This window comes from Cellulomonas sp., assembly GCF_017744555.1.
Classification (GTDB): Bacteria; Actinomycetota; Actinomycetes; order Actinomycetales; family Cellulomonadaceae; genus Cellulomonas.
The window spans coordinates 79,359-104,881 of record NZ_JAGIBD010000004.1 but is presented as its reverse complement, the minus strand read 5'-3'; the positions used below and the strand labels follow the sequence as shown (position 1 = coordinate 104,881).

The 25,523-nt window shown below is 73.1% G+C and carries 21 protein-coding genes; 17 read left to right on the top strand and 4 right to left on the bottom strand.

The features are described 5' to 3' along the window. Positions 1–39 precede the first annotated feature (39 nt). From J7523_RS04705 to J7523_RS04690, 4 genes are all read left to right on the top strand, one after another. Positions 40–1,041, top strand: a complete 1,002-nt coding sequence (locus tag J7523_RS04705; RefSeq protein ID WP_291882963.1) for an ABC transporter permease — start codon at positions 40–42, stop codon at positions 1,039–1,041. A 53-nt stretch (positions 1,042–1,094) separates the two neighbouring features. Continuing rightward, on the top strand, positions 1,095–2,156 hold the full coding sequence (locus J7523_RS04700) for a substrate-binding domain-containing protein (RefSeq protein WP_291882866.1): 1,062 nt from the start codon (positions 1,095–1,097) through the stop codon (positions 2,154–2,156). A 147-nt stretch (positions 2,157–2,303) separates the two neighbouring features. Continuing rightward, positions 2,304–3,458, top strand: a complete 1,155-nt coding sequence (locus J7523_RS04695; protein ID WP_291882960.1) for a Gfo/Idh/MocA family oxidoreductase — start codon at positions 2,304–2,306, stop codon at positions 3,456–3,458. Further along, positions 3,455–4,456 (top strand): sugar phosphate isomerase/epimerase family protein, encoded by a 1,002-nt coding sequence (locus tag J7523_RS04690; RefSeq protein ID WP_291882863.1) that lies wholly within the window; start codon positions 3,455–3,457, stop codon positions 4,454–4,456. The genes J7523_RS04695 and J7523_RS04690 overlap by 4 nt, the downstream gene beginning before the upstream one ends. Positions 4,457–4,514: 58 nt before the next feature. Here J7523_RS04690 and J7523_RS04685 read toward each other — a convergent pair whose 3' ends face one another. Then, positions 4,515–5,786 carry an FUSC family protein gene (locus J7523_RS04685; protein ID WP_291882861.1) on the bottom strand — a complete coding sequence of 424 codons (1,272 nt, stop codon included), beginning with the start codon at positions 5,784–5,786 and terminating at the stop codon, positions 4,515–4,517. Between the two features lie 54 nt (positions 5,787–5,840). Here J7523_RS04685 and J7523_RS04680 point away from each other — a divergent pair, with 54 nt between their 5' ends. The 6 genes from J7523_RS04680 (at position 5,841) to J7523_RS04655 (ending at position 10,885) form a co-directional block, all read left to right on the top strand. Continuing rightward, positions 5,841–6,335: a MarR family transcriptional regulator gene (locus J7523_RS04680; protein ID WP_291882858.1), complete on the top strand. Its 495-nt coding sequence runs from the start codon at positions 5,841–5,843 to the stop codon at positions 6,333–6,335. 43 nt (positions 6,336–6,378) lie between these two features. Next, positions 6,379–6,801 carry a pilus assembly protein CpaE gene (locus J7523_RS04675; RefSeq protein ID WP_291882856.1) on the top strand — a complete coding sequence of 141 codons (423 nt, stop codon included), beginning with the start codon at positions 6,379–6,381 and terminating at the stop codon, positions 6,799–6,801. An 84-nt stretch (positions 6,802–6,885) separates the two neighbouring features. Then, positions 6,886–7,185, top strand: a complete 300-nt coding sequence (gatC, locus tag J7523_RS04670; RefSeq protein WP_291882853.1) for an Asp-tRNA(Asn)/Glu-tRNA(Gln) amidotransferase subunit GatC — start codon at positions 6,886–6,888, stop codon at positions 7,183–7,185. Then, positions 7,182–8,687 carry an Asp-tRNA(Asn)/Glu-tRNA(Gln) amidotransferase subunit GatA gene (gene gatA, locus J7523_RS04665; protein ID WP_291882850.1) on the top strand — a complete coding sequence of 502 codons (1,506 nt, stop codon included), beginning with the start codon at positions 7,182–7,184 and terminating at the stop codon, positions 8,685–8,687. Before gatC ends, gatA begins: the two co-directional genes overlap by 4 nt. Then, on the top strand, positions 8,684–10,183 hold the full coding sequence (gatB, locus tag J7523_RS04660; protein ID WP_291882847.1) for an Asp-tRNA(Asn)/Glu-tRNA(Gln) amidotransferase subunit GatB: 1,500 nt from the start codon (positions 8,684–8,686) through the stop codon (positions 10,181–10,183). Before gatA ends, gatB begins: the two co-directional genes overlap by 4 nt. Positions 10,184–10,336: 153 nt before the next feature. Then, entirely contained in the window at positions 10,337–10,885 is a 549-nt protein-coding gene (locus tag J7523_RS04655) for a GNAT family protein (protein WP_291882845.1), read from the top strand. Positions 10,886–10,913: 28 nt separating this feature from the next. Here the strand turns inward: J7523_RS04655 and J7523_RS04650 are convergent, their stop codons facing one another. Then, on the bottom strand, positions 10,914–11,507 hold the full coding sequence (locus J7523_RS04650) for a TetR/AcrR family transcriptional regulator (protein WP_291882842.1): 594 nt from the start codon (positions 11,505–11,507) through the stop codon (positions 10,914–10,916). A gap of 95 nt (positions 11,508–11,602) precedes the next feature. Here J7523_RS04650 and J7523_RS04645 point away from each other — a divergent pair, with 95 nt between their 5' ends. Together J7523_RS04645 and J7523_RS04640 are read left to right on the top strand one after the other, a co-directional pair. Continuing rightward, positions 11,603–12,670, top strand: a complete 1,068-nt coding sequence (locus tag J7523_RS04645) for an ABC transporter permease (RefSeq protein WP_291882839.1) — start codon at positions 11,603–11,605, stop codon at positions 12,668–12,670. Between the two features lie 118 nt (positions 12,671–12,788). Beyond that, the gene (locus J7523_RS04640) at positions 12,789–13,862 is read left to right on the top strand and encodes a zinc-dependent alcohol dehydrogenase family protein (protein WP_291882836.1); all 1,074 of its coding nucleotides are present in this window, start codon (positions 12,789–12,791) and stop codon (positions 13,860–13,862) included. 6 nt (positions 13,863–13,868) lie between these two features. Here the strand turns inward: J7523_RS04640 and J7523_RS04635 are convergent, their stop codons facing one another. Beyond that, positions 13,869–15,224 (bottom strand): deoxyribodipyrimidine photo-lyase, encoded by a 1,356-nt coding sequence (locus J7523_RS04635; RefSeq protein ID WP_291882833.1) that lies wholly within the window; start codon positions 15,222–15,224, stop codon positions 13,869–13,871. Between the two features lie 63 nt (positions 15,225–15,287). Here J7523_RS04635 and J7523_RS04630 point away from each other — a divergent pair, with 63 nt between their 5' ends. From J7523_RS04630 to ilvD (J7523_RS04615), 4 genes are all read left to right on the top strand, one after another. Beyond that, a complete protein-coding gene (locus J7523_RS04630; protein WP_291882830.1) occupies positions 15,288–16,814 on the top strand; it encodes a peptide MFS transporter in 1,527 nt (508 codons plus the stop codon). A gap of 38 nt (positions 16,815–16,852) precedes the next feature. After that, entirely contained in the window at positions 16,853–17,716 is an 864-nt protein-coding gene (locus J7523_RS04625; protein ID WP_291882827.1) for an oxygenase MpaB family protein, read from the top strand. Positions 17,717–17,881: 165 nt separating this feature from the next. After that, positions 17,882–19,162: an extracellular solute-binding protein gene (locus J7523_RS04620; RefSeq protein WP_291882825.1), complete on the top strand. Its 1,281-nt coding sequence runs from the start codon at positions 17,882–17,884 to the stop codon at positions 19,160–19,162. A gap of 125 nt (positions 19,163–19,287) precedes the next feature. After that, positions 19,288–21,150 (top strand): dihydroxy-acid dehydratase, encoded by a 1,863-nt coding sequence (ilvD, locus tag J7523_RS04615; protein WP_291882824.1) that lies wholly within the window; start codon positions 19,288–19,290, stop codon positions 21,148–21,150. A 24-nt stretch (positions 21,151–21,174) separates the two neighbouring features. Here ilvD (J7523_RS04615) and J7523_RS04610 read toward each other — a convergent pair whose 3' ends face one another. After that, entirely contained in the window at positions 21,175–23,598 is a 2,424-nt protein-coding gene (locus J7523_RS04610; protein ID WP_291882822.1) for a GGDEF domain-containing protein, read from the bottom strand. Between the two features lie 195 nt (positions 23,599–23,793). On the opposite strand from J7523_RS04610, the gene ilvD (J7523_RS04605) reads away from it, so the two are divergent. After that, positions 23,794–25,488: a dihydroxy-acid dehydratase gene (gene ilvD / locus J7523_RS04605; RefSeq protein ID WP_291882820.1), complete on the top strand. Its 1,695-nt coding sequence runs from the start codon at positions 23,794–23,796 to the stop codon at positions 25,486–25,488. Positions 25,489–25,523 lie beyond the last annotated feature (35 nt).

The window sequence follows — 25,523 nt, the reverse complement described above, 5'->3', positions numbered from 1 at the left end:
GACATCCCCGCAGCGGTCCCGGCGGACGAGTCGGCAAGGATCGAGAAGGCGTCGAGGAGCACCACCACGACCCGCAAGGGCTTCCTGCACGGTGCCACCGGCCGCAACCTCGGCCTCGTGATCGCGCTCGTCGCGCTCTGCATCTTCGGCGTGATCACCGCGGGCGAGCGGTTCGCCAGCATCGACAACGTGCTGACGATCCTGCGGCTCGCCTCCGTGATCGGGGTGCTGAGCATCGGGATGACGTTCGTCATCACCGGCGGCGGCATCGACCTGTCCGTGGGGTCCGTCGTCGGCCTCTCGTCCGTGTGGGCGTCGACGCTGGCCACGCAGACGATGGCGCAGGACACGCACTGGATCGTCATGGTCGGCTGCGCGCTCGCGGTCGGCCTCGGCGCCGGGCTGGTCAACGGCGTGCTCATCGCCTACGGCCGGGTCGTCGCGTTCATCGCCACGCTCGCGATGCTCGTCTCCGCCCGGGGGCTGGCGGAGATCATCGCCAACCGGCAGACCCAGATCGTCAAGGTGCAGGGCTTCCTCGACTTCTTCCGGGACGACGTCATCGGCATCCCGATGCTCGTCTGGATCTTCGTCGTCGTCGCGGTCGCCGGGTGGATCCTGCTCAACCGCACGACGTTCGGCCGCCGCACCATCGCGGTCGGCGGCAACCCCGAGGCGGCCCGTCTCGCGGGCATCAAGGTCAAGCGCCACACGATGTACCTGTACGCGCTGTCCGGGCTCGCCGCGGGCATCGGCGGCGTGATGATGCTCGGCCGCACGACGGCCGGCAGCTCGACCAACGGCCAGCTCTACGAGCTCGACGCCATCGCCGCCGTGGTCGTCGGCGGCACGCTGCTCATCGGCGGCCGCGGCACGATCGTCGGCACCGTCCTGGGCGTCCTCATCTTCTCGACGCTCACCAACGTGTTCACGCAGAACAACCTGTCCATCTCGGCGCAGGCCGTCGCCAAGGGCGTGATCATCGTCGTCGCCGTGCTGCTCCAGCAGCGCATCGCCGAGCGCTCCCGCGCCGGGACCTGACGTCCCGCACCCGCACCAGCCCCCGTGTGACTCATCGATCAAGGAGGATCGTCATGACTTCAGCGTTGCGTGTCCCGGTGCGTCGGCGCCGCTGGATGATGGCCGGCACCGCCGCGGCCCTCGCGCTCGTCGTCGCCGGCTGCACGTCCAACACCCCGGAGGAGGACACCACCGGCGGCGCCGCCCCGGCCGTCGCCGCCACCGGCAACGACGAGCCCGGCGACAAGGTGACCATCGCCTTCTCGGCCCCGGCCGCGGACCATGGCTGGATCGGCGCCATCACGAAGGGTGCGGTCGCCGAGGCCGGCAAGTACTCGGACGTCGAGCTCGTCCAGGCCGAGGCCACGAACGACGTCAACCTGCAGATCAGCCAGGTGGAGCAGTTCATCAACGACAAGGTCGACGTCATCGTGCTGCTGCCGTTCGACGGCGCCGCGCTCACCGAGGTCGCCACGAAGGCCATGCAGGCCGGCATCCCCGTCGTGAACGTCGACCGCGAGTTCTCCGACCCCAACGCCGCGCGTGTCACCGTGCTCGGCGACAACTACGGCATGGGCGTCAGCGCCGGGAAGTTCATCTGCGACCAGCTCGGTGGGAAGACGGACGCCAAGGTCGCGGAGATCGCGGGCATCGACTCGCTGCCCCTCACGCAGGACCGCAGCAAGGGCTTCAAGGACGCGCTCGCGACGTGCGGCCTGACCGTGAGCAACCGGGTCGCCGCCGACTTCACCGTCCAGGGCGGCGAGGCCGCTGCGGCGAACCTGCTGCAGGCGGCGCCCAAGCTCGACGCGATCTGGAACCACGACGACGACCAGGGCGTCGGCGTCATGGCGGCGATCGAGAACGCCGGTCGTGACGAGTTCTTCATGGTCGGCGGCGCCGGCTCGAAGAACGTCATGGAGGCCATCAAGGCCGACAACACGGTGCTCAAGGCCACGGTCGTCTACCCGTCGACGCAGGCCGCGGACGGCATCAAGCTCGCCCGGCTGCTCGCGCAGGGCAAGGCGATGAGCGACCTCGTCGAGGTCGAGGTGCCCCGCACGGTCCAGCTCTACGCGCCCGTCGTGACCAAGGAGAACGTGGACCAGTACCTGCCGACGGCGTTCGAGTCCTGACCGGCCGCACCACCCGGGCGGGCCGCCCCTCCGCAAGGCGGCCCGCCCGGCCACCGGCATCCCGGTGGGAACTCGAAGGAGCTGCTCGTGACCTCTGATCAGCAACGTCTCGGCGTAGCTGAGGCGAAGACCCGTCTCGGCGTAGGGATGGTCGGCTACGCCTTCATGGGCGTGGCGCACTCCCAGGCGTGGCGCACCGCACCCCGGTTCTTCGACCTGCCGCTGACCCCGGACATGACGGTCGTCGCCGGCCGGAACCCCGAGGCCGTCCGCGCCGCCGCCGACCGTCTGGGCTGGCGCGACGTCGAGACCGACTGGAAGGCCCTCGTCGCCCGCGACGACGTCGACCTCGTCGACATCTGCACGCCCGGCGACACGCACGCCGACATCGCCCTCGCGGCGCTCGCGGCCGGCAAGCACGTGCTGTGCGAGAAGCCGCTCGCCAACTCGGTCGCGGAGGCGGAGGCCATGGTCGCCGCGGCGGCCGCCGCCGACGGGCTCGCGATGGTCGGCTTCACGTACCGCCGGGTCCCCGCGATCCAGCTCGCGCGCTCGCTCGTCGAGCAGGGCCGCATCGGGACCGTCCGGCACGTGCGCGCGCAGTACCTGCAGGACTGGATCGCCGACCCCCAGGTGCCGCTGTCGTGGCGGCTCGACAAGCAGAAGGCCGGGTCGGGCGCGCTCGGCGACATCGGCGCGCACGTCGTCGACCTCGCGCAGTTCGTCACCGGCGAGACGCTCACGGGCGTGTCCGCGATCCTCGAGACGTTCGTGCGGGAACGCCCGGTCGCCGACGCCTTCAGCGGCCTGTCCGGCACGGGTTCGACGTCCGGCGCGACCGGTCCGGTGACCGTGGACGACGCCGCGGTGTTCCTGGCGAGGCTCTCCGGCGGCGGGCTCGCGAGCTTCGAGGCGACCAGGTTCGCGTCGGGCCGCAAGAACGCCATCCGCCTCGAGATCAACGGCTCGGCGGGCTCGCTCGCGTTCGACTTCGAGGACATGAACGTCCTGCACTACTTCGACGCGTCGCAGCCCGCGTGGGAGGCGGGCTTCCGCCGCATCGTCGTCACCGAGCCCGACCACGCGTACGTCGGGGCGTGGTGGCCGCCCGGGCACGGGCTCGGGTACGAGCACGCGTTCACGCACCAGGTCGTCGACCTCGTCGAGGCGCTCGCCGCGCACCGCCAGCCCACGCCGAGCTTCGCCGACGGGCTGCAGGTGCAGCGCGTGCTCGACGCCGTCGAACGATCAGCCGCCGACGACAGCCGCTGGACCCCCCTCGAGCAAGGAGTGTCGCGATGACCCGCCCCGTCACGCTGTTCACCGGCCAGTGGGCCGACCTGCCGTTCGAGGAGGTGGCCCGGCTCGCCGGCGAGTGGGGCTACGACGGCCTCGAGATCGCGTGCTGGGGCGACCACCTGGACCCGTGGCGCTGGGACGACGACGCGTACGTCGACTCCCGCCGGGAGATCCTCGAGCGCAACGGCCTGCAGGTGTGGGCCATCTCCAACCACCTCAAGGGCCAGGCGGTCTGCGACGACCCGATCGACCAGCGGCACCGCGACATCCTGTCCGACCGCGTGTGGGGCGACGGCGACCCGGAGGGCGTCCGGCAGCGCGCGGCCGAGGAGATGAAGAACACCGCGCGGCTCGCCGCGAAGCTCGGCGTCAAGACCGTCGTCGGGTTCACCGGGTCGAGCATCTGGAAGTACGTCGCGATGTTCCCGCCCGTGTCGCAGGAGGCGGTCGACGCCGGGTACCAGGACTTCGCGGACCGCTGGAACCCGATCCTCGACGTGTTCGACGAGGTCGGCGTCCGGTTCGCGCACGAGGTGCACCCGAGCGAGATCGCGTACGACTACTGGACGTGCGTGCGGACGCTCGAGGCCATCGGCCACCGCGAGGCGTTCGGCCTCAACTGGGACCCGAGCCACTTCCTCTGGCAGCAGCTCGACCCGGTCGACTTCATCCTCGAGTTCCGCGACCGGATCTACCACGTGGACTGCAAGGACGTGAAGCTGCGCCTCGGGAACGGCCGCAACGGCCGGCTCGGCTCGCACCTGGCGTGGGCCGACCTGCGTCGCGGCTGGGACTTCGTGTCGACGGGACGCGGCGACGTGCCGTGGGAGGCGTCGTTCCGCGCGCTCAACTCGATCGGGTACGACGGGCCCATCTCGGTCGAGTGGGAGGACGCCGGCATGGACCGGCTGCTCGGAGCGCCCGAGGCGCTCGACTTCGTGCGACGCAACGCGTTCGACCCGCCGACGGCGGCGTTCGACGCGGCGTTCAGCACGCGCTGACCCGGGGCACGGGGAGGGGCGGCACCGGGACGACGAGGGGCGTCCCGGTGCCGCCGGTTCACTCCGTGCGTGCCCGGTGCGGCAGGACGACGAGCGCGACGAGTGCGACGACCGCGCCCAGGACGGTGTCGAGCGCGCGGGTCAACGTGAGGTCGGTCGGGCCGGTCGCACCGCCGAGCGACGTCATGAGCAGCGCCATCGGCGTGATGGTGAGCATCGCCAGGCCGTAGTGCCGCATGACGATCGTCTCGGTGACGAGCTGCAGCGCGACGACGAGCGCAGCGACCGCCCAGAAGTCGAGGTGCGCCGCCAGCAGCGGCCACGCGACGAGCGCCCCGACGGCCGTCCCGGCGGCCCGCTGGGCGCCCCGGACGACGGCGTGCCCGGTCGACGTGCCCTGGAGCGTGGCCGTGGATCCCATGACCGCCCACGCACTGTGCGACCACCCGAGCCCGTGCGCGGCACCACCGGCCGCGAGCCCCGCGACGAGGACGCGCAGCAGCCCGCGGGCGTCGACGCCCCGGGCGCCGTGGCGCACGTCGGCGACGAGCGAGCGCCGGGCCGGCAGCGGCTCGTCCAGCACGCCGAGCCGGACGGCGAGCGGTGCAAGCTCGGCGGCGAGGGGAGCGGTCGCGAGCCGCCCGCGCCGGTGCGACGCGTCGTCGCCGAGCACCTCGCGCGCGCGGCCGAGCGCGGCGACCGCACGGGCGTGCGCGGCGGGGGAGTCGTCCGCCTGCTCGGCGGCGCGCAGCGCGCGCCGGACCGCGACCCGCGCCGGCCCGGCAGCATGCAGCAGCCACCCGGCGCAGCAGACGACCCACGCCAGCGCCGCCCCGACGAGCGCGGCGAGCGCGCGAGGGCCGACGTCGCCGCCGGTCGGCGCGCCCGCGAGCCCGGCCCCGACGCAGAAGACGGCGATCGTCGCGCCCGGCGCCCCGGTCCGCAGCAGGCCGCACAGCACCGCGCTCGCGGTCGCGACACCGGCCGCGAGCAGCACGGTCACCGCGGCGGGAGCGCCGAGCACGGCGAGGGCGGTGCTCAGCACGATGACCGCGACGAGCCACGCGCCGACGACGGCCAGCAGGGTGCCGCGCCACCGGTACGGCTCCCAGCGCCCGTACAGCGACACGAGCGCGGCGAGGGCGGCGAACCCCGCGACCTCGCGGTGCCCGGCGAGTGCGCAGACGGCGAGCGCGAGCCCGACGGCCAGCCCGCAGCGGACGGCGGCGGCGAGCGTCGAGTCGGCGGGCGTGGTGCGCAGCGCGGTGCGCAGGTGGGCGGGGTCGAGGACGTCGCGGGCGGCGGTGGTGTAGGGGGCGAGGGTCGTCATCGCCGTTCATGATAGTTCACCAGTAAATTACTGGTGAAGGGTTACGCTCCTCACATGGACGCCGTCGACCGGGCCCGCGCGCAGTGGGCCGCCCAGCACCCGGACGTCGACACGTCCGGCATGGCCGTCGTCGCGCGCGTGCTCCGGCTCGCCGGGCTTGTCGGCCACGACCACGAGGCCGGTCTCGCCCGCCACGACCTGACTCTCGGCGAGTTCGAGGTCCTCGCCGCCCTCCGCCGCGCCGACGCGCCGCTGCGCGCACGCGAGATCGCGACGCTCACGTCGAGCCCGGGCGCGACCCTCACGAAGCGGCTCGACCGGCTGCACGGCGCGGGACTCGTCGAGCGCCGCACGTTCGAGCGCGACCGCCGCGGCGTCCTCGTCACGCTGTCCGACCAGGGCCGCGCGCTGATCGACGCCGTGCTGCCCGAGCACGCCGCGCGCGAGCTCGACCTGCTCGCGGACCTCAGCGACGACGAGCGGACCACGCTCGCCGACCTCCTCGCCCGTGTGCTGGCGACAGCGGAGACGCGAGCCGCCCGGGGCTGACGACACCTGTGCCGGTGCGCTCGATGCGGCACATACTGGGCGGATGATCAGCATCGACCGCGCCCTCGAGCTCCGGAACGCGGGTCTGCGGTGGCACCCGACGTCGGGGGACCGGTTCGCGGTGCTGCAGCCGGAGATGGACAACGAGATCTTCACGATCAGCGAGATGACCATCGAGGCCCACACGTTCCCCACGGGCACGGTCCTGGGGTTCAACGGGACGACGGAGTGGGCGCTCGACTCCGTCGCGCAGGAGGACGCCGTCTGGCTGCCCCGCGAGGACCAGCTCCGCGACCTGCTCGGCAGCACGTTCCGCAGCCTCGCCCGCTCGACGACCGGCGCGTTCCAGGTGGTCGTCGAGCGCACCGGGCACTTCGAGGAGTCGTTCTGGGGCGACACCGCCGAGGAGGCGTACGCGCAAGCCGCGCTGGCCCTGGTCCACGCCGCCGTGGAGCGCCCGGTCTGACCGCTGCCGTCGACGCAGCGGCGGGCCGGGCCGTCGGCGGTCGGGCTCCCGGGCGACCGCGCCGCGACGTCTAGACTCCTGCGCATGTCCACCCTCTCTCGCGACGAGGTCGCGCGCGTGGCGGGCCTGGCACGGATCGACCTCACGCCGGCGGAGCTCGACCGCCTCGCGGGCGAGCTCGACGTCATCGTCGAGTCGGTCGCGCGCGTGAGCGAGATCGCCACGCCCGACGTGCCGGCCACCAGCCACCCCCTGCCGCTGACGAACGTGTTCCGCCCCGACGTGCCGGTGGCACCCGTGGACCGCGACGCGGTGCTGGCCGCCGCGCCGGCGTCCGAGGACGGCAAGTTCTCGGTGCCGCAGATCCTGGGGGAGGACGCGTGACCGACCTCACGAGGATCCCGGCGGCCGCGCTCGCCGAGAAGCTGGCCGCGAAGGAGGTGTCGAGCGTCGAGGCGACGCAGGCGCACCTCGACCGGATCGCGGCCGTGGACGACAAGGTGCACGCGTTCCTGCACGTCAGCGGCGACGAGGCCCTCGCCGCCGCGGCCGACGTCGACAGGAGGCGTGCCGCCGGCGAGGACCTGCACGTGCTCGCGGGCGTGCCGATCGCCGTCAAGGACGTCGTCGTGACGAAGGGCCTGCCGACCACGGCCGGGTCGAAGATCCTCGAGGGCTGGGTGCCGCCGTACGACGCGACGCTCGTCGAGCGGATCAAGGCCGCGGGCCTGCCGATCCTCGGCAAGACGAACATGGACGAGTTCGCGATGGGCTCGTCGACCGAGCACTCCGCGTTCGGCAACACGCACAACCCGTGGGACCTCGACCGGATCCCCGGCGGGTCCGGCGGCGGGTCGGCGGCCGCGGTCGCCGCGTACGAGGCGCCGCTGGCCATCGGCACGGACACCGGCGGCTCGATCCGCCAGCCCGGCGCCGTCACCGGCACGGTCGGCGTGAAGCCGACGTACGGCTCGGTGTCCCGGTACGGCCTCATCGCCATGGCGTCGTCGCTCGACCAGGCCGGCCCGGTGACCCGCACGGTGCTCGACTCCGCGTTGCTGCACGAGCTCATCGGCGGCCACGACCCGCTGGACTCCACGTCGATCGCGGAGCCGCTCCCGGCGCTCGTCGCCGCCGCCCGGCAGGGTGCCACCGGTGACCTGAGCGGCGTCCGCGTGGGCGTCATCCGCGAGCTGCAGGGTGAGGGGTACCAGGCGGGCGTGCTCGCACGGTTCACCGAGTCGCTCGCGATCCTGGAGCGCGCCGGTGCCGAGATCGTCGAGGTCTCCTGCCCGCACTTCGAGTACGCGCTCGGCGCCTACTACCTGATCATGCCGAGCGAGGCGTCGAGCAACCTCGCGAAGTTCGACGGCATGCGCTTCGGTCTGCGCGTGGTCCCGGAGGACAACCCGACGGCCGAGCGCGTCATGGCGGCGACGCGCGGTCAGGGCTTCGGCGACGAGGTCAAGCGCCGCATCATCCTCGGCACGTACGCGCTCTCGGCGGGCTACTACGACGCCTACTACGGCTCGGCGCAGAAGGTCCGCACGCTCATCCAGCGCGACTTCGACGCCGCCTTCGCGCAGGCCGACGTGCTCGTGTCGCCGACCGCGCCGACCACGGCGTTCAAGCTCGGCGAGAAGCTCGACGACCCGCTCGCGATGTACCTCAACGACGTCGCGACGATCCCCGCGAACCTCGCGGGCGTCCCGGGGCTCTCGCTCCCGAACGGCTTGTCTGACGACGGCCTTCCGGTCGGCTTCCAGGTGCTCGCCCCGGCCAAGGCCGACGACCGGCTGTACCGGGTCGGCGCCGCGCTCGAGGCGCTGCTCGAGCAGGAGTGGGGCGGTCCGCTCCTCAGCAAGGCCCCGGAGGTGGCCCGATGACGACCCTGGTGGACTACGACGACGCCGTGGCCCGGTTCGACCCGGTCATCGGCATCGAGGTGCACGTCGAGCTGGGCACCCGCACCAAGATGTTCGACGGCGCGCCCGCGGGCTTCGGCGAGGAGCCGAACACGTCCGTCACGCCGGTGTCGCTGGGCCTGCCCGGCTCGCTCCCGGTCGTCAACGGCACGGCCGTCGAGTACGCGATCCGCATCGGCCTGGCGCTGAACTGCCAGATCGCGGAGACGTGCCGGTTCGCGCGGAAGAACTACTTCTACCCGGACGTCCCGAAGAACTTCCAGACGTCGCAGTACGACGAGCCGATCGCGTTCGACGGCCACGTCGACGTCGAGCTCGAGGACGGGACCGTGTTCCGCGTCGAGATCGAGCGCGCGCACATGGAGGAGGACGCCGGCAAGAACACGCACGTCGGCGGCGCCACGGGCCGCATCCACGGCGCCGAGTACTCGCTCGTCGACTACAACCGCGCCGGCATCCCGCTCGTCGAGATCGTCACGAAGCCGATCACCGGCGCGGGTGCGCGTGCTCCCGAGGTCGCGCGTGCCTACGTCCAGACGCTGCGCGACATGTTCCGGGCGCTCGGCGTCTCGGAGGCCCGCATGGAGCGCGGCAACGTCCGCGCCGACGTCAACGTGTCCCTGCGGCCCACCCCCGAGTCGGCGCTCGGCACCCGCACCGAGACCAAGAACGTCAACTCGTTCCGCTCCGTCGAGCGTGCGGTCCGCTTCGAGATCGGCCGGCAGGCCGCCGTGCTCGACGAGGGCGGCACGGTCGTCCAGGAGACGCGGCACTGGCACGAGGACACCGGGACGACGACGTCGGGACGCATCAAGTCCGACGCCGAGGACTACCGGTACTTCCCGGAGCCGGACCTCGTGCCGATCGCCCCGGACCGCGCGTGGGTCGAGGAGATCCGCGCGTCGCTGCCCGAGCTGCCCGCCGCCCGTCGGCGCCGGCTGCAGGGCGAGTGGGGCTACGCGGACGCCGAGATGCGCGACGTCGTGAACGCCGGTGCGGTCGAGCTCATCGAGGCGACCGTCGCGGGGGGCACCAGCCCGGCCGCTGCGCGCAAGTGGTGGATGGGCGAGCTGGCCCGCACCGCCAAGCAGCAGGAGGTCGAGCTCGACTCGCTGCCGATCACGCCCGCGCAGATCGCGTCGTTGCAGAAGCTCGTGGACGACGGGCGGATCAACGACAAGCTCGCGCGCCAGGTGCTCGAGGGCGTGCTCGCCGGCGAGGGCGACCCCGAGGCGGTCGTCGTCGCGCGCGGCCTGGAGGTCGTCTCGGACGACGGTCCGCTGCTCGAGGCGATCGACGCGGCGCTCGCGGCGCAGCCGGACATCGCCGAGAAGATCCGCTCGGGCAACCTCGGCCCGGTCGGCGCCATCATCGGGGCGGTCATGAAGGCGACGCGCGGCCAGGCGGACGCCGGCCGGGTCCGCGAGCTGCTGCTGGAGCGTGTGACCCAGGGCTGACGCCCGCGTCGTGCGGCGTCCGTGTCGCTCTCGACGCGGACGCCGCACGGGACACCCGGACGGCGGCGTCGCCGCGACGCAACATCGCGGTCACACGACGTCCTTACGATCGACGACGGCACCCCCGACGGGTGCCGGACGGGAGCGGGTCCGATGCAGAAGCCGACGCTGCAGGGCGAGATGCTCGTGCTGCGCCCGATCCGGGCCGACGACGCGGACGCGATGTGGGACATGCTGGCCGACCCGGAGGGCCGCCGGCTCACGGGCACGACCGCGACGTTCACGCGTCCGCAGATCGACGCGTGGTGCGCGAGCCGGGCGACCGCGGAGGACCGCTACGACTTCGCGGTGACGGCCAACGGCTCGGACGAGCTCCTGGGCGAGATCGTGCTGAACGACATCGACCACGAGGTGCGCAAGGCCAACATGCGGCTCGTCATGCGGCCCGCGTTCCGGGGGCGCGGGTACGGCACGGAGGGCATCGAGCTCGTGCTTGGGTTCGCGTTCGACGGGCTCGGGCTGCACCGCGTCGAGCTCGACGTGCTCGCGATCAACGCCCGGGCGAAGTCGCTGTACGAGAACATCGGCTTCCGCGTCGAGGGTCGGCGTCGCGACGCGTACCGCGACGGCGACGGCTGGTGCGACGCGATCGACATGGGGATGCTCGAGGACGAGTACCGGGCGACGCAGGTCTCGTCCTGAGGATGCGGCCGGCCGACCAGGCGACCGATCAGGACGGCAGGTTCCGCTCGACCGACGCGAGGTAGGCCTCCGCGTCGAACCCGGGCAGCAGCGACGACTGGATGACGTAACCCTGCACCGCGGCGAGCAGCAGCGGCACCTGGTCGGCGGCGAGCGCGTCGGCCTCGTCGGGCGGGGTGCCGTGGGTGCGCTGGTGCCAGAGCGACGTGTAGTGGCGGCAGGTGTCGAGGAGCCGGTCCAGGACCGTCGACGCGAGCTCGGCGATCTCGACCTCCGTGACGGCCTCGCCCCAGAGCTGGAGCATGACCGACGGGCTGCCGAGCTCTCGGGTCATCGCCGTGACGAGCACGCGCACGAGGCCCGGGGGCGGCGTCATGGGCGACTCGTCGACGAGCCGGCCGATCTCCTCGATGCGGCCGCCGACGACGCGCGCGGCGACCTCGACGACGAGCGCGGCCTTGCTGGGGTAGTGGCCGTAGATCGCGCCGGCGGACAGGCCGGACTCCTCGATGATCTCGGCCATCGACGTGGCCTGGAACCCCTTGCGGCGGAACGCGCGCAGCGCGGCGTCGGCGATCTCGTCGCGGCGGGCGGCGCGGTAGTCCTCGGTGACCTTGGGCACGGCCCACCATAAAAACGAACGAACGTTCTTGACAAGCCGGAGGAGCCTTCTAGGCTGAGCAAAGAACGAACGTTCGATTTTAGAAGGAGGTCACCATGTCGCACCACACCGGTCCCCACACCCCGTGGCGTCGCCTGCTCGGCGTCGCCGTCGCGCTCACCGCCCTCGCGACGGTGCTCGTGCTGGCCTTCCTGTGGCCCGCGCACACGTCCGAGCCGCGCGACCTGCCCGTCGCGGTCGCCGGTCCCGCCGCTGCCACCGCACCGCTGACCGCGGCGCTCGAGCAGCGCGCACCCGGCGCGTTCGACGTCGTCCCCGCCGCCGACCGGCAAGCAGCCGCCGACCTCGTCGAGACCCGCGACGTCTACGGCGCGATCGTCCTCGGCCCCGAGCCCGAGGTGCTCGTCTCCACGGCGTCCAGCGCGGTGGTCGCCCAGCAGTTCTCGGCGCTCGCCCCCGTGCTGCAGGCGCAGCTCACCGAGGCGGCCGGTGCGCCCGTCGCCGTCGCGGTCACGGACGTCGTGCCGCTCGGTGCGGGCGACCCGCGCGGCGCGGTCATCGGCGCCGTCACGCTCCCGCTCGTCATGGGCGGGATGATCGGCGGCATCGCGATCTCGCTGACCGTCGTCGGCGTGTGGCGCCGGGTCGCTGCGGTCACCACGTACGCGGCGCTCGCCGGGCTCGCCGTCGCGGGCGTCCTGCAGGGCTGGTACGGCGCGCTCGCCGGCTCGTTCGCCGTCAACGCGGGGATCATCGGCCTCGGCGTGCTGGCCGTGGCGGGCGTGATCGTCGGCGTCGTGTCGATCCTCGGACGGCCCGGCATCGCGATCGGCCCGGTGCTGTTCCTGCTCGTCGCCAACCCCCTCGCGTCGGCCGCCCAGCCGTGGCAGATGCTGCCCGCGCCGTGGGGTGCGATCGGCCAGTGGATGCCGCCGGGCGCCGCCGCCGCGCTGCTGCGCGACGAGTCGTACTTCCCGCGCGCCGACACCGGACAGCTGTGGACCGCCCTCGTCGCGTGGGCCGTGCTCGGGCTGGTGCTCGCGACGGTGGGCCACTTCCGTGACGCGGGTGCCGCCTCCCGGGCGGCGGTCGCCGAGGCCGAGGCGGACCGCGACCGGGAGACGCACGAGGACGCCCGGCCGAGCATCACGGTCGACGCCTGACGCGGAGCGGTGGACGGACGGCTCGGCGCACCGCGGACGGTGCGTCGAGCCGCCTTACACTGGCCGGGCCGCACGCCCTGTCGGGGCCGCGGAACCCCATCACCTGCGAGGGAGCACCATGCGCGCCACCGTGATCCACGGCGAGAGGGACGTCCGGGTCGAGGACGTCCCGGACCCGGAGCTGCTGGCCGGCGGGAGCGGGCGCGACGCCGTCGTGCGGGTCGTCGCGGCGTGCGTGTGCGGGTCGGACCTGTGGCCGTACCGCGGGGTGCAGCCGGTCCGCAGCCCGCGGCGGATCGGGCACGAGTTCATCGGGATCGTCGAGCAGGTCGGCGACGCGGTCGAGCGGGTCGCGGTCGGCGACGCGGTGATCGCGCCGTTCTACGTGTGCGACGGCACGTGCACCAACTGCCGCAACGGCGTGAGCACCTCCTGCCTGCACGGCGGGTGGTGGGGCTCGACGACCGGCGAGGGCTCGTCGGCGGACGGCGGCCAGGGGGAGCGGGTCCGCGTGCCGCTCGCGGACGGCACGCTCGTCGTCGTCCCCGGCGTGGACCTCGAGTCCGACGAGGGGCGCGCGCTCGTCCCGCACCTGCTCACGCTCTCGGACGTCATGGGCACCGGGCACCACGCCGCCGTGCAGGGCGGCGTCGGGCCGGGGACCACGGTCGCGGTCGTCGGCGACGGTGCCGTCGGGCTCTGTGCGGTGCTCGCCGCGCGGCGGCTCGGGGCGTCCCGCGTGGTCGCCATGTCGCGGCACGCCGACCGGCAGGAGATCGCCCGCGCGTTCGGTGCGACCGACGTGGTGCCCGAGCGCGGCGACGAGGGCGTGGCGCGGCTCAAGGAGCTGTTCGACGGCGTCGGCCCGGACGTCGTGCTGGAGTGCGTCGGCACCAAGGAGTCGATGGACCAGGCGCTGCGCTCCGCGCGGCCGGGCGGTCAGGTCGGCTTCGTCGGCGTGCCGGCCGGAGGCCCGGAGCTGCCGGTCAGGACGATGTTCGACACCAACGTCGGCGTCCGCGGCGGCGTCGCGTCGGTGCGCGGGTACATCGACGAGCTGCTGCCCGAGGTGCTCGACGGCCGCCTGCAGCCGGGCGCCGTGTTCGACCTGGAGCTGCCCCTCGAGCAGGTCGCCGAGGCCTACGCGGCGATGGACGAGCGCCGCGCCACGAAGGTGCTGCTCCGCCCCTGACCGGGCTCAGCCGCCGCGGCGGTGGAAGTCGTCGAGCGCGACCCGACGCTCGGTCGCGTGGTCGACGACCGGTGACGGGTAGTCGTCGGGCGCCTCGAGGCCGAGCCGCCACGGCTGGTGCACGGCCCGGCCGGCGACGCCGCGCAGCTCGGGCACCCACCGGCGCACGTAGTCGCCGTCGGGGTCGAACTTCTCGCCCTGCGTCACGGGGTTGAACACCCGGAAGTAGGGGGCGGCGTCACGCCCGGTCCCGGCGACCCACTGCCAGTTGAGCTGGTTCTGCGGCACGTCGCCGTCGACCAGCCACGCCATGAAGTGGTCGGCGCCGCGCTGCCACCGCACGTGCAGGTCCTTGACCAGGAACGACGCGACGACCATGCGCACCCGGTTGTGCATCCACCCGGTGGCCCGCAGCTGGCGCATCCCGGCGTCCACGAACGGGTAGCCCGTGCGCCCCTCGGCCCACGCGGCGAACAGCGCGTCGGCGGTCGCCCCGGACGCCCACGCGTCGTCGGGCACCACGGGACGCAGCGAACGGTGCGCGGCGCCGGGGTGGTGCCAGAGCACGTCGGCGTGGAACTCGCGCCAGGCGAGCTCGGACCGGTAGGTGCCCACGGAGTCCGACGACGGCCGGGCGGCGAGGTCGGCCAGCAGCGTCCGGGGGTGCAGCTCGCCGTACTTGAGGTGCACGGAGAGCGCGGACGTGCCGTCGAGGTCGGGCCGGTCGCGGGCCCAGCGGTAGTCGTCGAGCCCGTCCTCCAGGAAGGTGCGCCACCGGCGGTGCGCGGCGTGCTCGCCCGCGGCGGGCAGGATCACGTCGGTCGCGGGCTCGTCGGGCAGCCCGTCGGACCGCACGGACGCCCACGGCACCGTGCGCGGCCGGACCGCCGGCGCCGACCAGCCGTGGTCCAGCCATGCGCTCCGGAACGGCGTGAACACCTGGAACGGCGTCCCGCCGCGGGTCACCAGCCGCCCGGGTGCGACGGCGTACGGAGACCCGGTCCGCACGAGCGGCACGTCGAGCGCGCGCTCAACGGCCTCGTCCCGCCGTCGCCCGTAGGGCTCGGTCGCCGCCGTCACGTGCACGGCCGCCGCGCCGACCTCGCGCACGAGCGACGGGACGACGGTCGCGGGCGCCCCGCGCCGGACGACGAGCCGCCCACCGGTCGCCTCGTCCAGCGCGCGCAACGACCGCACGAGGTAGGCCAGCCGCGGCGAACCTGAGACCCGCCACAGCGCGGGGTCGGCGACGAACAGCGCGACGACCTCGTCGTCCGCAGCCCGTGCGCCCTGCACGGCGGCGAGAAGGGCGGGGTGGTCGGCCAGGCGCAGGTCCCGGCGGAACCACAGGACCACGGGCACCGGGCGACGCTACCCCGGCGGCCAGGCGTGCGCGCGGGCGGGCGAACCGCCACCATGGGGACCATGAGCGAGGGGGCTCAAGGAACGGGGACCGCCGACGAGCGCGTCCTGCCGCGCGACCGGGGGTTCTTCGGGCACCCGATGGGGCTGTTCACGCTCTTCAACACCGAGCTGTGGGAGCGGTTCAGCTACTACGGGATGCGCGCCATCCTGCTGTTCTACCTGACCGACACCGCGGCCAACGGCGGGCTGGGGCTGCCCGAGGCGACGGGCGAGGCGGTCGTCGCGGTGTACGGCGCCGCCGTCTACCTGCTGTCGGTGCTCGGCGGCTGGCTCGCGGACCGGTTCATCGGCGGCCGGCGTTCCGTGCTGTACGGCGGCATCGTGATCGCGTCGGGCCACGTCGCGCTCGCGATCCCGAACCCGAGCTTCTCGTTCCTCGGCATCGTGCTCGTGGCGCTGGGCACGGGCCTGCTCAAGCCCAACGTGTCGAGCATGGTCGGCGAGCTGTACCACCGCGACGACCCGCGGCGGGACTCCGGGTTCTCCATCTACTACATGGGCATCAACATCGGGTCGCTGCTCGCGCCGCTGCTCGTGGGATGGGCCCGCGACTGGGGCGGCTACCACGCCGGGTTCGCCGTCGCGGCGATCGGCATGGGCATCTCGCTCGTCGTGTTCGTCCTGGGCCGCCGGCTGCTGGGCGGTGCGGGCGAGCTGCCCCCGAACCCGATGACGGTCGAGGACCGGGCGGGCGCGGTGCGGATCGTGCTCGCCGTGGTCGTCGGCATCCTGCTCGCCGTCGCGCTCGCGTGGGCCGTGGGCGGCGGGTTCACCGTCAACACGTGGATCGACGCGCTGTCCTACCTCGCGTTCGCCGCGCCGATCGCGACGTTCTGGGTGATGTTCCGCTCGCCGAAGGTCACCGAGCACGAGAAGCAGCGCCTGCGGGCGTACATCCCGCTGTTCGTCGCCGCGATGCTGTTCTGGATGATCTTCGAGCAGGCGTCGAGCACGCTGTCGAGCTTCGCGAAGAACCGCACCGACCTCACCGTGGGCGGGCTGACGATCTCGCCGGAGTTCTACCAGACGGTCAACCCGGCCTCGATCGTCATCCTCGCGCCGGTGTTCGCGTGGATCTGGACGAAGCTCGACGACCGCCCGCCGACCGCCGTGAAGTTCGCGCTGGGCCTGACCTTCGCGGCCCTGAGCTTCGTGTTCCTCGCGGGCATGTCGGCGCTGTTCGAGGGCGACAAGGCGCCGTGGTGGGTGCTGATCGTCGTCTACGTCATCCAGACGATCGGCGAGCTGTGCCTGTCGCCCGTGGGCCTCGCGGCGACCACGCTGCTCGCGCCCCGGGCGTTCCGCGGCCAAGCCATGGCGCTGTGGTTCCTCGCCACGTCGGCGGGCAACGCCATCACCGCCCAGCTCGTGCAGGCGACGCAAGACGTGAGCGACACCGCGTACTTCGGCTGGATCGGCGTCGTCGCGCTCGCGGTCGCGGGCGGCATGTTCGCGATCGCGCCGTGGGTCACGCGGCACATCAAGGCCGGCGCGGAGTCGGCGGGCGAGGCGGCGCTGCAGCACTGAGAGTCGCGCGGCGCGCCGGACCGACGCACCATCGAGGGGTGACGACCACCGTCGAGCGCCGCCCGTCGTTGCGTCGCCGCGCCGGCGACGTGCTGTTCCTGCGCGTCTCGGGCGCGGACGGCTTCGCCACGCGCGAGCGCATCCACCACGCACCGGGCCCGCGCTGGTTCCCACCCGGGTCCGCCGTGCAGGTGGTGCACGGCGACGCCTCGATGTTCGCGGGCGGCCTGCGCGCGCTGCTCCTGCAGGCGCTGCACCCCGTCGCGATGGCGGCGGTCGCCGAGTTCTCGGACTTCCGCGAGGACCCGTGGGGCAGGCTCGCGCGGACGAGCACGTTCCTCGCCATGACGGCGTTCGGGCGAGCCGAGGACGCCGAGGCGGCGGTGCAGCACGTCCGCCGCGTGCACGGTTACGTCCGGGGAGTGACCTCCGACGGCGTGCCGTACACGGCGGACGACCCGCACCTGCTGGCGTGGATCCACGCGGCGGGCGTGGACAGCTTCGTCGCGGCGCACCGCCGGTTCGGGGAGCGGCCGCTCGACGGCGCCGGGTACGACGAGTACGTCGCGCAGTCCGCGGTCGTCGCGCGCGGACTGGGCGTGGTGGACCCGCCGATGACGCTGGCGGAGGTGACCGCGCTGATCGACGCGTACCGTCCCGAGCTCCGGGTCACCGACGCGTCCCGCGCGACGGTCGACTTCCTGCTCCGGACACCGCCCCTTCCGCTGGCGCTGCGCCCGACCTACCGCGCGCTCGCGGCGGGTGCGGCGGCGACCCTGCCGTCGTGGGCGCGGGCCGCGCTCGAGCTGCGACCCGAGCCGCTGCTCGGCGGCGGCCCTGCACGCGTCGGGGGAGACCTCGTCACGCGAACCATCCGGTGGCTCATTCCGCCGATCGACTGACCCGTCTGCGGAGCAATCGGGACACCTTGGACGAGTGTCCGTTGTTTCGATAGATAACGATGTCGATAACGATTGATTCCTGGTGTCGGAACCTGCCAAACTCCCCGCTGATCAGCACGTCAACGAGGACGACAAGGGGATCGAACGATGGCGACGAAGCGCCGGGTGAGCGTTGTGGTGGCGCTCGCGACGACGACTGCGCTGCTGGCCGCGTGCAGCGGCGGCGGGAACGACGACGCGGCCGACACGAGCAACGACCAGGTCACGCTCACGTGGTGGCACAACGGGACGGCCGAGCCGCTCAAGGGCTTCTGGGAGTCCGTCGCGCGCGAGTTCGAGGACACGCACCCGAACGTCACCGTCGAGGTGAGCGCGGTGCAGAACGAGGAGCTGCAGAAGACGCAGATCCCCGTCGCGCTGCAGTCCTCCGACCCGCCGGACCTCTTCCAGCAGTGGGGCGGCGGCGACCTCGCCGACCAGGTCGCCGACGGCAAGGTCAAGGACATCAGCCGCGACGTGCTCGACGAGATCGGCCTCATCGGCGGCTCTGCGGCCGCCTGGCAGGTCGACGGCGCGACGTACGGCCTGCCGTACAGCGTCGGCGTCGAGGGCTTCTGGTACAACAAGGCGCTGTTCGCCCAGGCGGGCATCGAGGGCACGCCCCAGACGATCGACGACCTGAACGACGTCGTCGAGCAGCTCAAGGGCGCGGGCATCACGCCCATCGCGGTCGGAGCCAAGGACACCTGGCCCGCGGCGCACTACTGGTACAACTTCGCGCTGCGCCAGTGCAGCACCGACACCATGAAGCGCGCCGGCGTCGAGCTCCGGTTCGAGGACCCGTGCTTCACGCAGGCCGGGGAGCAGCTGGCCGCGTTCCTCGCGACGCAGCCGTTCCAGCAGGACTTCCTCGGCACGCCCGCGCAGACGGGGATGGCGAGCTCCGCCGGGCTCGTCGCGAACGGCAACGCCGCGATGGAGCTCATGGGCCACTGGGAGCCGGGCATCATGCGCGGCCTCACCGGCGACGACGCGCTCGGCGAGAACCTCGGCTGGTTCCCGTTCCCGACGGTCGAGGGCGGTCAGGGCGACCCGGCCGCGGCGCTCGGCGGCGGCGACGGGTTCTCCTGCTCGTACTCGGCGCCGCCCGAGTGCGTCGAGCTGCTCAAGTACATCGCGAGCGTCGACGTGCAGAAGCGGTACGCCGAGACCGGCTCCGGCCTGCCCGTGACTCTCGGTTCCGAGTCGGGCGTGTCCGACCCGAACATGCAGACGCTGCTGCAGTACCGCAACAGTGCTACGTACGTGCAGATCTGGCTCGACGTCGCGTACGGCGGCAGCATCGGCGGTGCGATGAACGACGGCATCGCGGCGATGTTCGCCGGCCAGGCGACCGCCCAGGACATCGTCGCCGGGATGGTCGACGCGTCGTCCGGCGGCCGCTGACCAGCGCGTCCGCCCCGTGGTCGTGGACCACGGGGCGGACGGCTCACGTCGGGGCGTGGACGCGGACGTAGCCTGACGCAGCAGCCGCGTGCCGCGGCTGCTCGTGCGTGTCGAAGGAGCTTGGAATGAGCCGCCCCCTGCGCTCTCGGACGTCCACCCATGGCCGCAACATGTCCGGCGCCCGCGCGCTGTGGCGCGCGACCGGCATGGGGTCGGAGGACTTCGGCAAGCCGATCGTCGCGATCGCGAACTCCTACACGCAGTTCGTCCCGGGGCACGTGCACCTCAAGGACATGGGCGACCTCGTCGCGTCGGCGATCCGCGAGGCCGGCGGCGTCGCCAAGGAGTTCAACACCATCGCGGTCGACGACGGCATCGCGATGGGCCACGCGGGCATGCTCTACTCGCTGCCGAGCCGCGACCTCATCGCGGACTCCGTCGAGTACATGGTCAACGCGCACTGCGCGGACGCGCTCGTGTGCATCTCGAACTGCGACAAGATCACGCCCGGCATGCTCAACGCGGCGCTGCGGCTCAACATCCCGGTCGTGTTCGTCTCGGGCGGCCCGATGGAGGCCGGCAAGGCGATCGTCGCGAACGGCGTCGCGAAGACGCCGCTCAACCTGATCAACGCGATCAACTACTCCGCGGACGACAACGTCTCCGACGAGGCGCTCGCGGCCGTCGAGGAGTCCGCCTGCCCCACGTGCGGCTCGTGCTCGGGGATGTTCACCGCGAACTCGATGAACTGCCTCACCGAGGCGCTCGGCCTGTCGCTGCCGGGCAACGGCTCGACGCTCGCCACGCACGCGGCCCGCCGCGAGCTGTTTCTCGAGGCCGGCCGCACGGTCGTCGAGCTCGCGCGCCGCTACTACGAGGACGAGGACGACACCGCCGCGCCCCGCGGGATCGCGACGCGGGCCGCGTTCGCCAACGCGATGGCGCTCGACGTCGCCATGGGCGGGTCGACGAACACCGTGCTGCACGTCCTCGCCGCGGCGCAGGAGGCCGAGGTCGACTTCACGCTCGCCGACATCGACGACATCAGCCGCCGCGTCCCGTGCCTGTCCAAGGTCGCGCCCAACCACCCGAGCTTCCACATGGAGGACGTCCACCGCGCCGGTGGCATCCCGGCGCTGCTCGGCGAGCTCGAGCGGGCCGGCCTGCTCGACCACGACGTCACGTCGGTGCACACGCCGACGCTGCGCGCGTGGCTCGACGACTGGGACGTCCGTGGGGGCCGTGCGACGGACCGCGCGCGGGAGCTGTTCCACGCGGCCCCGGGCGGTGTCCGCACGACGCAGGCGTTCTCGACCTCGAACGTGTGGGAGTCGCTCGACACCGACGCGGTGAACGGCTGCATCCGCGACGTCGCGCACGCCTACACGGTGGAGGGCGGTCTCGCGGTGCTGCGCGGCAACCTCGCCGAGGACGGCGCGATCATCAAGACCGCCGGCATCGACCCGGAGCTCTTCCACTTCGTCGGCACGGCCCTCGTGTGCGAGTCGCAGGACGAGGCCGTCGAGAAGATCCTCACCAAGCAGGTCCAGCCCGGGCACGTCGTGGTCGTGCGCTACGAGGGCCCCTCGGGCGGTCCCGGGATGCAGGAGATGCTCTACCCGACGTCGTTCATCAAGGGCCGCGGCCTCGGCAAGGTGTGCGCGCTGCTCACGGACGGCCGGTTCTCCGGTGGCTCGAGCGGCATCTCGGTCGGCCACGTCTCCCCGGAGGCGTCGGCGGGCGGGGCGATCGGCCTGATCGAGGACGGCGACGAGATCGAGATCGACGTCGAGACGCGCCTCATCCGCATCAACGTGCCGGACGCCGTGCTCGCCGAGCGTCGGGCGAAGATGGAGTCGTCCGAGAACCCGTGGCAGCCGAAGGACCGCGACCGCTACGTGTCGCCGGCCCTGCAGGCGTACGCCGCGATGGCGACGTCGGCCGACCGCGGTGCCGTGCGTGACGTCAGCCGGATCCGCCGCGCCTGATCCGCGCGGGGCCGTGCCCCCCGCTCAGGAGGACCGGGCGGGGCGCACCGGCTCCCGAGGCGTCGGGAGGGTCGTCGTGCCGCCGAGCCTCGCGTCCATCTCCTCGCGCGGGACCGGGCGGCCGAACCGGTAGCCCTGCCCCTGCGGGCACCCGAGGGCGCGCAGCGCGTCGGCCTCGTCGTCGGTCTCGATCTGCTCGGCCACGGCCTGCAGGTCGAGGGTGCCGCACAGGTCGACGATCGCGCTGGCGAGCGCGCGACGGCGCCGCGCCTCGTCGCCGGCCTCGGCGGCGAACCGGGTGAAGGCGCCGTCGATCTTCACGATGTCGACGGGCAGGTGCTGCAGGTAGGCGAGCGAGGAGTAGCCCGTGCCGAAGTCGTCGATCGCGACGCGGACGCCGTGCTCGCGGAGCCTCGACAGGTGCGACACGACGAGGGCGTCCTCGGCCCCGCCGGTCGCGAGCAGGGTCGTCTCGGTGATCTCGAGGACGAGCGCGCGGCCGGGGAGCCCCGCGGCGTCGAGGGCGGCGAGCACCCGCTCGACGACGTCCGGCTCGCGCAGCTGGCGGCCCGACACGTTCACGTGCACGCCGACGCCGCGCTGCTCGAACCAGGGGCGTGCGTCGGCGCACGCGCGCCGCAGCACGTGGTCGCCGATGGGGACGATGAGCCCGGTGTCCTCGGCCACGGGGATGAACCGGTCCGGCATGACGAGGCCGTCCGGGGAGTTCCACCGCAGCAGCGCCTCCACGGACAGCACGTCGCCGGTGTCGAGCTGTACGACGGGTTGGTAGTGGACGGCGAGCTCGTCGCGGTCGAGCGCGAGCCTCAGGCCGTCGGCGAGGCGGGCCCGTTCGACCTGGGCGTCGCGCAGCCGTGGGTGGAAGACGCAGACCTGGCTCCTGCCGCCGGCCTTCGCGGCGTAGAGCGCCAGGTCGGCGTCGCGCAGCGTCTCCTCGGTGCTGACCCGGCCGTCGACGACGCGGACGCCGACGCTCGCCGTGATCCGCATGACCTGCCCCTCCACGACGAACGGCTCCGCGACCGCGCGCGCGAGCTGCGCGGCGCGTTCGCGTGCCTCGGCCTCGTCGGTCCGCGCGAGCACGAGCGCGAACTCGTCGCCGCCGAGCCGCGCGAGCGTGTCGCCGTCGCCGACGACCTGCCGCAGCCGCTGCCCGACCTGCACGAGGAGGTCGTCACCCGCGTGGTGCCCGTGGTCGTCGTTGACCCGCTTGAAGCCGTCCAGGTCGACCATGAGGACCGCCCGTCGGGTGCCGCCGTCACCCGGGTCCGCGAGCCGGTCGGTGAACAGGGTGCGGTTGCCGAGGCCGGTGAGCGGGTCGTGGAGCGCCTGGTGGCTCAGCTGCTGCTGGAGCGCCTGCTGGTCGTGGAGCGCCTGCGCGAGCTGCGCGGCCTGCCGGTCCAGCTGGAGCGTGCGACGCTGCGCGGTGCTCGTGCCGACCACGAGCCGCCCGACGAGGAACGCGGACAGCAGCGCGACGGTGAGCACCGGCACCGCCAGGTCGCCCCACGCCAACGTCACGGTGGACCCGGCCCGGAACGTGAACAGGAACGTCACCGGCCCCACGGTCGCGATCACGAAGAACGCCACCCCGCGTGCGAGCGTGAGGGCGGGACTGGGGGTCGCGTCCGGCGTGCCCCGGACACCGGGGTGCAGTGCGGCGGCGCCGAAGAGCACGAACCAGCAGAGCCACGCGGCGCTGCCGAGCCCTTCGGCGAGGGACGTGTCGAGCAGCGAGATCCCCGGGTTCCCGTCGCCGATCAGCGTCACGGTGTAGAGCACGTCCCCGGTCGTAGAGGCGGCGACACCACACGCGAGCAGCACGTACGCGCCGTTGCGGCCGCCGTACCGGAACCACAGGCGCGACGCGAAGAGCACGACACCGAGCCCCATCGCGAGCGACACCACGGACAGGCTGCGCGCCGGGTCGGCGAGCGCGCGGTCGCCGATGAAGTCGCGGAAGACGAGCACCCAGTAGAGCAGGGCGGCCCCGACGACCACGACGACGGCGTCCGCCGTGGCGGTCTCGTGGCGTGCGCGCAGCGAGTTGCGGGGCAGCAGCGCGAACCCGACCACGAGGAACAGGTAGGTCGGCGTGTAGAACCCGTCGAACCACCACGGCACGAGGTCGGCGTCACCGTCCACGGCGACGTACCAGACGGTCCAGGCGACGTCCGCGACGGCCCAGAGCGCGGTCCCGGCGGTGAGCCACCACCACGCCCGGGGCACGGACGTCCCGTGCCGGCGCACGCCGGTCACCATCGCCAGGACGGACAGGAGCGGGACGACGTCCCACAGGACCTCGCCGGGCCAGCCGGGGACCACCATGACGGCGGCCGTGAGCAGGAGCCCGACCACGAGGAAGACGCGCCACGTGATCCGGTCCGACCACCGGGTGCGGCTCGGTGCGGCGCTCGGCGTCGACATGCCCCGCCTCCGTCCCGTGGTCGTCTGCTCGGTGAGGGCGTGCGGTCGCCTGCCCTGCCGGGGGGTCGTCCATCGGATCGGCTGGAAGGGGTGGGGGGATGAGGTTTGTCGCCCGACGTCACACCCGGCGGGCGGGCCGGCGGCGACGGGCGGCCTGCCGCGCGTGCCAGTGCCGTGCGTCCCTAGACTCGCGGCATGAGCACGCCGGACATCAAGCCCCGCTCGCGCACGGTCACCGACGGGCTGGAGGCCACCGCGTCGCGGGGGATGCTCCGGGCGGTCGGCCTCGGGGACGACGACTTCGCGAAGCCGCAGATCGGCGTCGCGAGCTCGTGGAACGAGATCACCCCGTGCAACCTGTCGCTCGACCGGCTCGCCAAGGCGGCCAAGTCGGGCGTGCACGCCGCGGGCGGGTACCCGCTCGAGTTCGGCACCATCTCGGTCTCGGACGGCATCTCGATGGGCCACGAGGGCATGCACTTCTCGCTGGTCAGCCGCGACATCATCGCGGACTCGGTCGAGACGGTCATGCAGGCCGAGCGGCTCGACGGCTCGGTGCTGCTCGCCGGGTGCGACAAGTCGCTGCCCGGGATGCTCATGGCCGCCGCGCGCCTCGACCTGGCGAGCGTGTTCCTGTACGCCGGTTCGATCGCGCCGGGCTGGGTCAAGCTCGAGGACGGCACCGAGAAGGACGTGACGATCATCGACGCGTTCGAGGCCGTCGGCGCGTGCGCGCGCGGGCTCATGAGCCGCGAGGACGTCGACCGGATCGAGCGCGCGATCTGCCCGGGCGAGGGTGCGTGCGGCGGCATGTACACCGCGAACACGATGGCGTCCGTCGCGGAGGCGATCGGCATGTCGATCCCGGGATCGGCGGCGCCGCCCTCGGCAGACCGCCGCCGCGACGCGTTCGCGCACAAGTCCGGCGAGGCCGTCGTCGAGCTGCTCCGGCGCGGCATCACGGCTCGCCAGATCATGACGAAGGAAGCGTTCGAGAACGCGATCGCGGTCGTCATGGCGTTCGGCGGCTCGACGAACGCGGTCCTGCACCTGCTGGCGATCGCGCACGAGGCGGAGGTCGACCTCACGCTCGACGACTTCTCCCGCGTCGCCGCACGCGTCCCGCACCTCGGTGACCTCAAGCCGTTCGGCCGGTACGTCATGAACGACATCGACCGCATCGGCGGTGTCCCGGTCGTCATGAAGGCGCTGCTCGACGCGGGTCTGCTGCACGGCGACTGCCTCACGGTGACGGGCAAGACGGTCGCCGAGAACCTGGCCGACGTGAACCCGCCCGACCCGGACGGCAAGATCCTGCGCGCGCTCGACAACCCGATCCACCGCACGGGCGGCATCACGATCCTGCACGGCTCGCTCGCGCCCGAGGGGGCGGTCGTGAAGTCGGCGGGCTTCGACTCGGACGTGTTCGAGGGCACGGCCCGGGTGTTCGACCGCGAGCGCGCCGCGATGGACGCGCTGGAGGACGGCACGATCGTCGCGGGCGACGTCGTCGTCATCCGCTACGAGGGCCCGAAGGGCGGCCCGGGCATGCGCGAGATGCTCGCGATCACGGGAGCGATCAAGGGTGCCGGCCTCGGCAAGGACGTCCTGCTGCTCACCGACGGCCGCTTCTCGGGCGGCACGACCGGCCTGTGCGTCGGGCACGTCGCCCCGGAGGCCGTCGACGGCGGGCCCATCGCGTTCGTCCGGGACGGAGACCGGATCCGGCTCGACGTCGCGAACGCGACGCTCGACGTGCTGGTCGACGACGCCGAGCTCGAGTCCCGCCGGGCCGGCTGGGCGCCGCTGCCCCCGACGTACACGCGCGGCGTGCTCGCGAAGTACGCCAAGCTCGTGCAGTCGGCGTCGAAGGGCGCCGTCCTGCTCTGAGCCGACCCGGGCGGTGACAGGGAGGGGCTGACCGC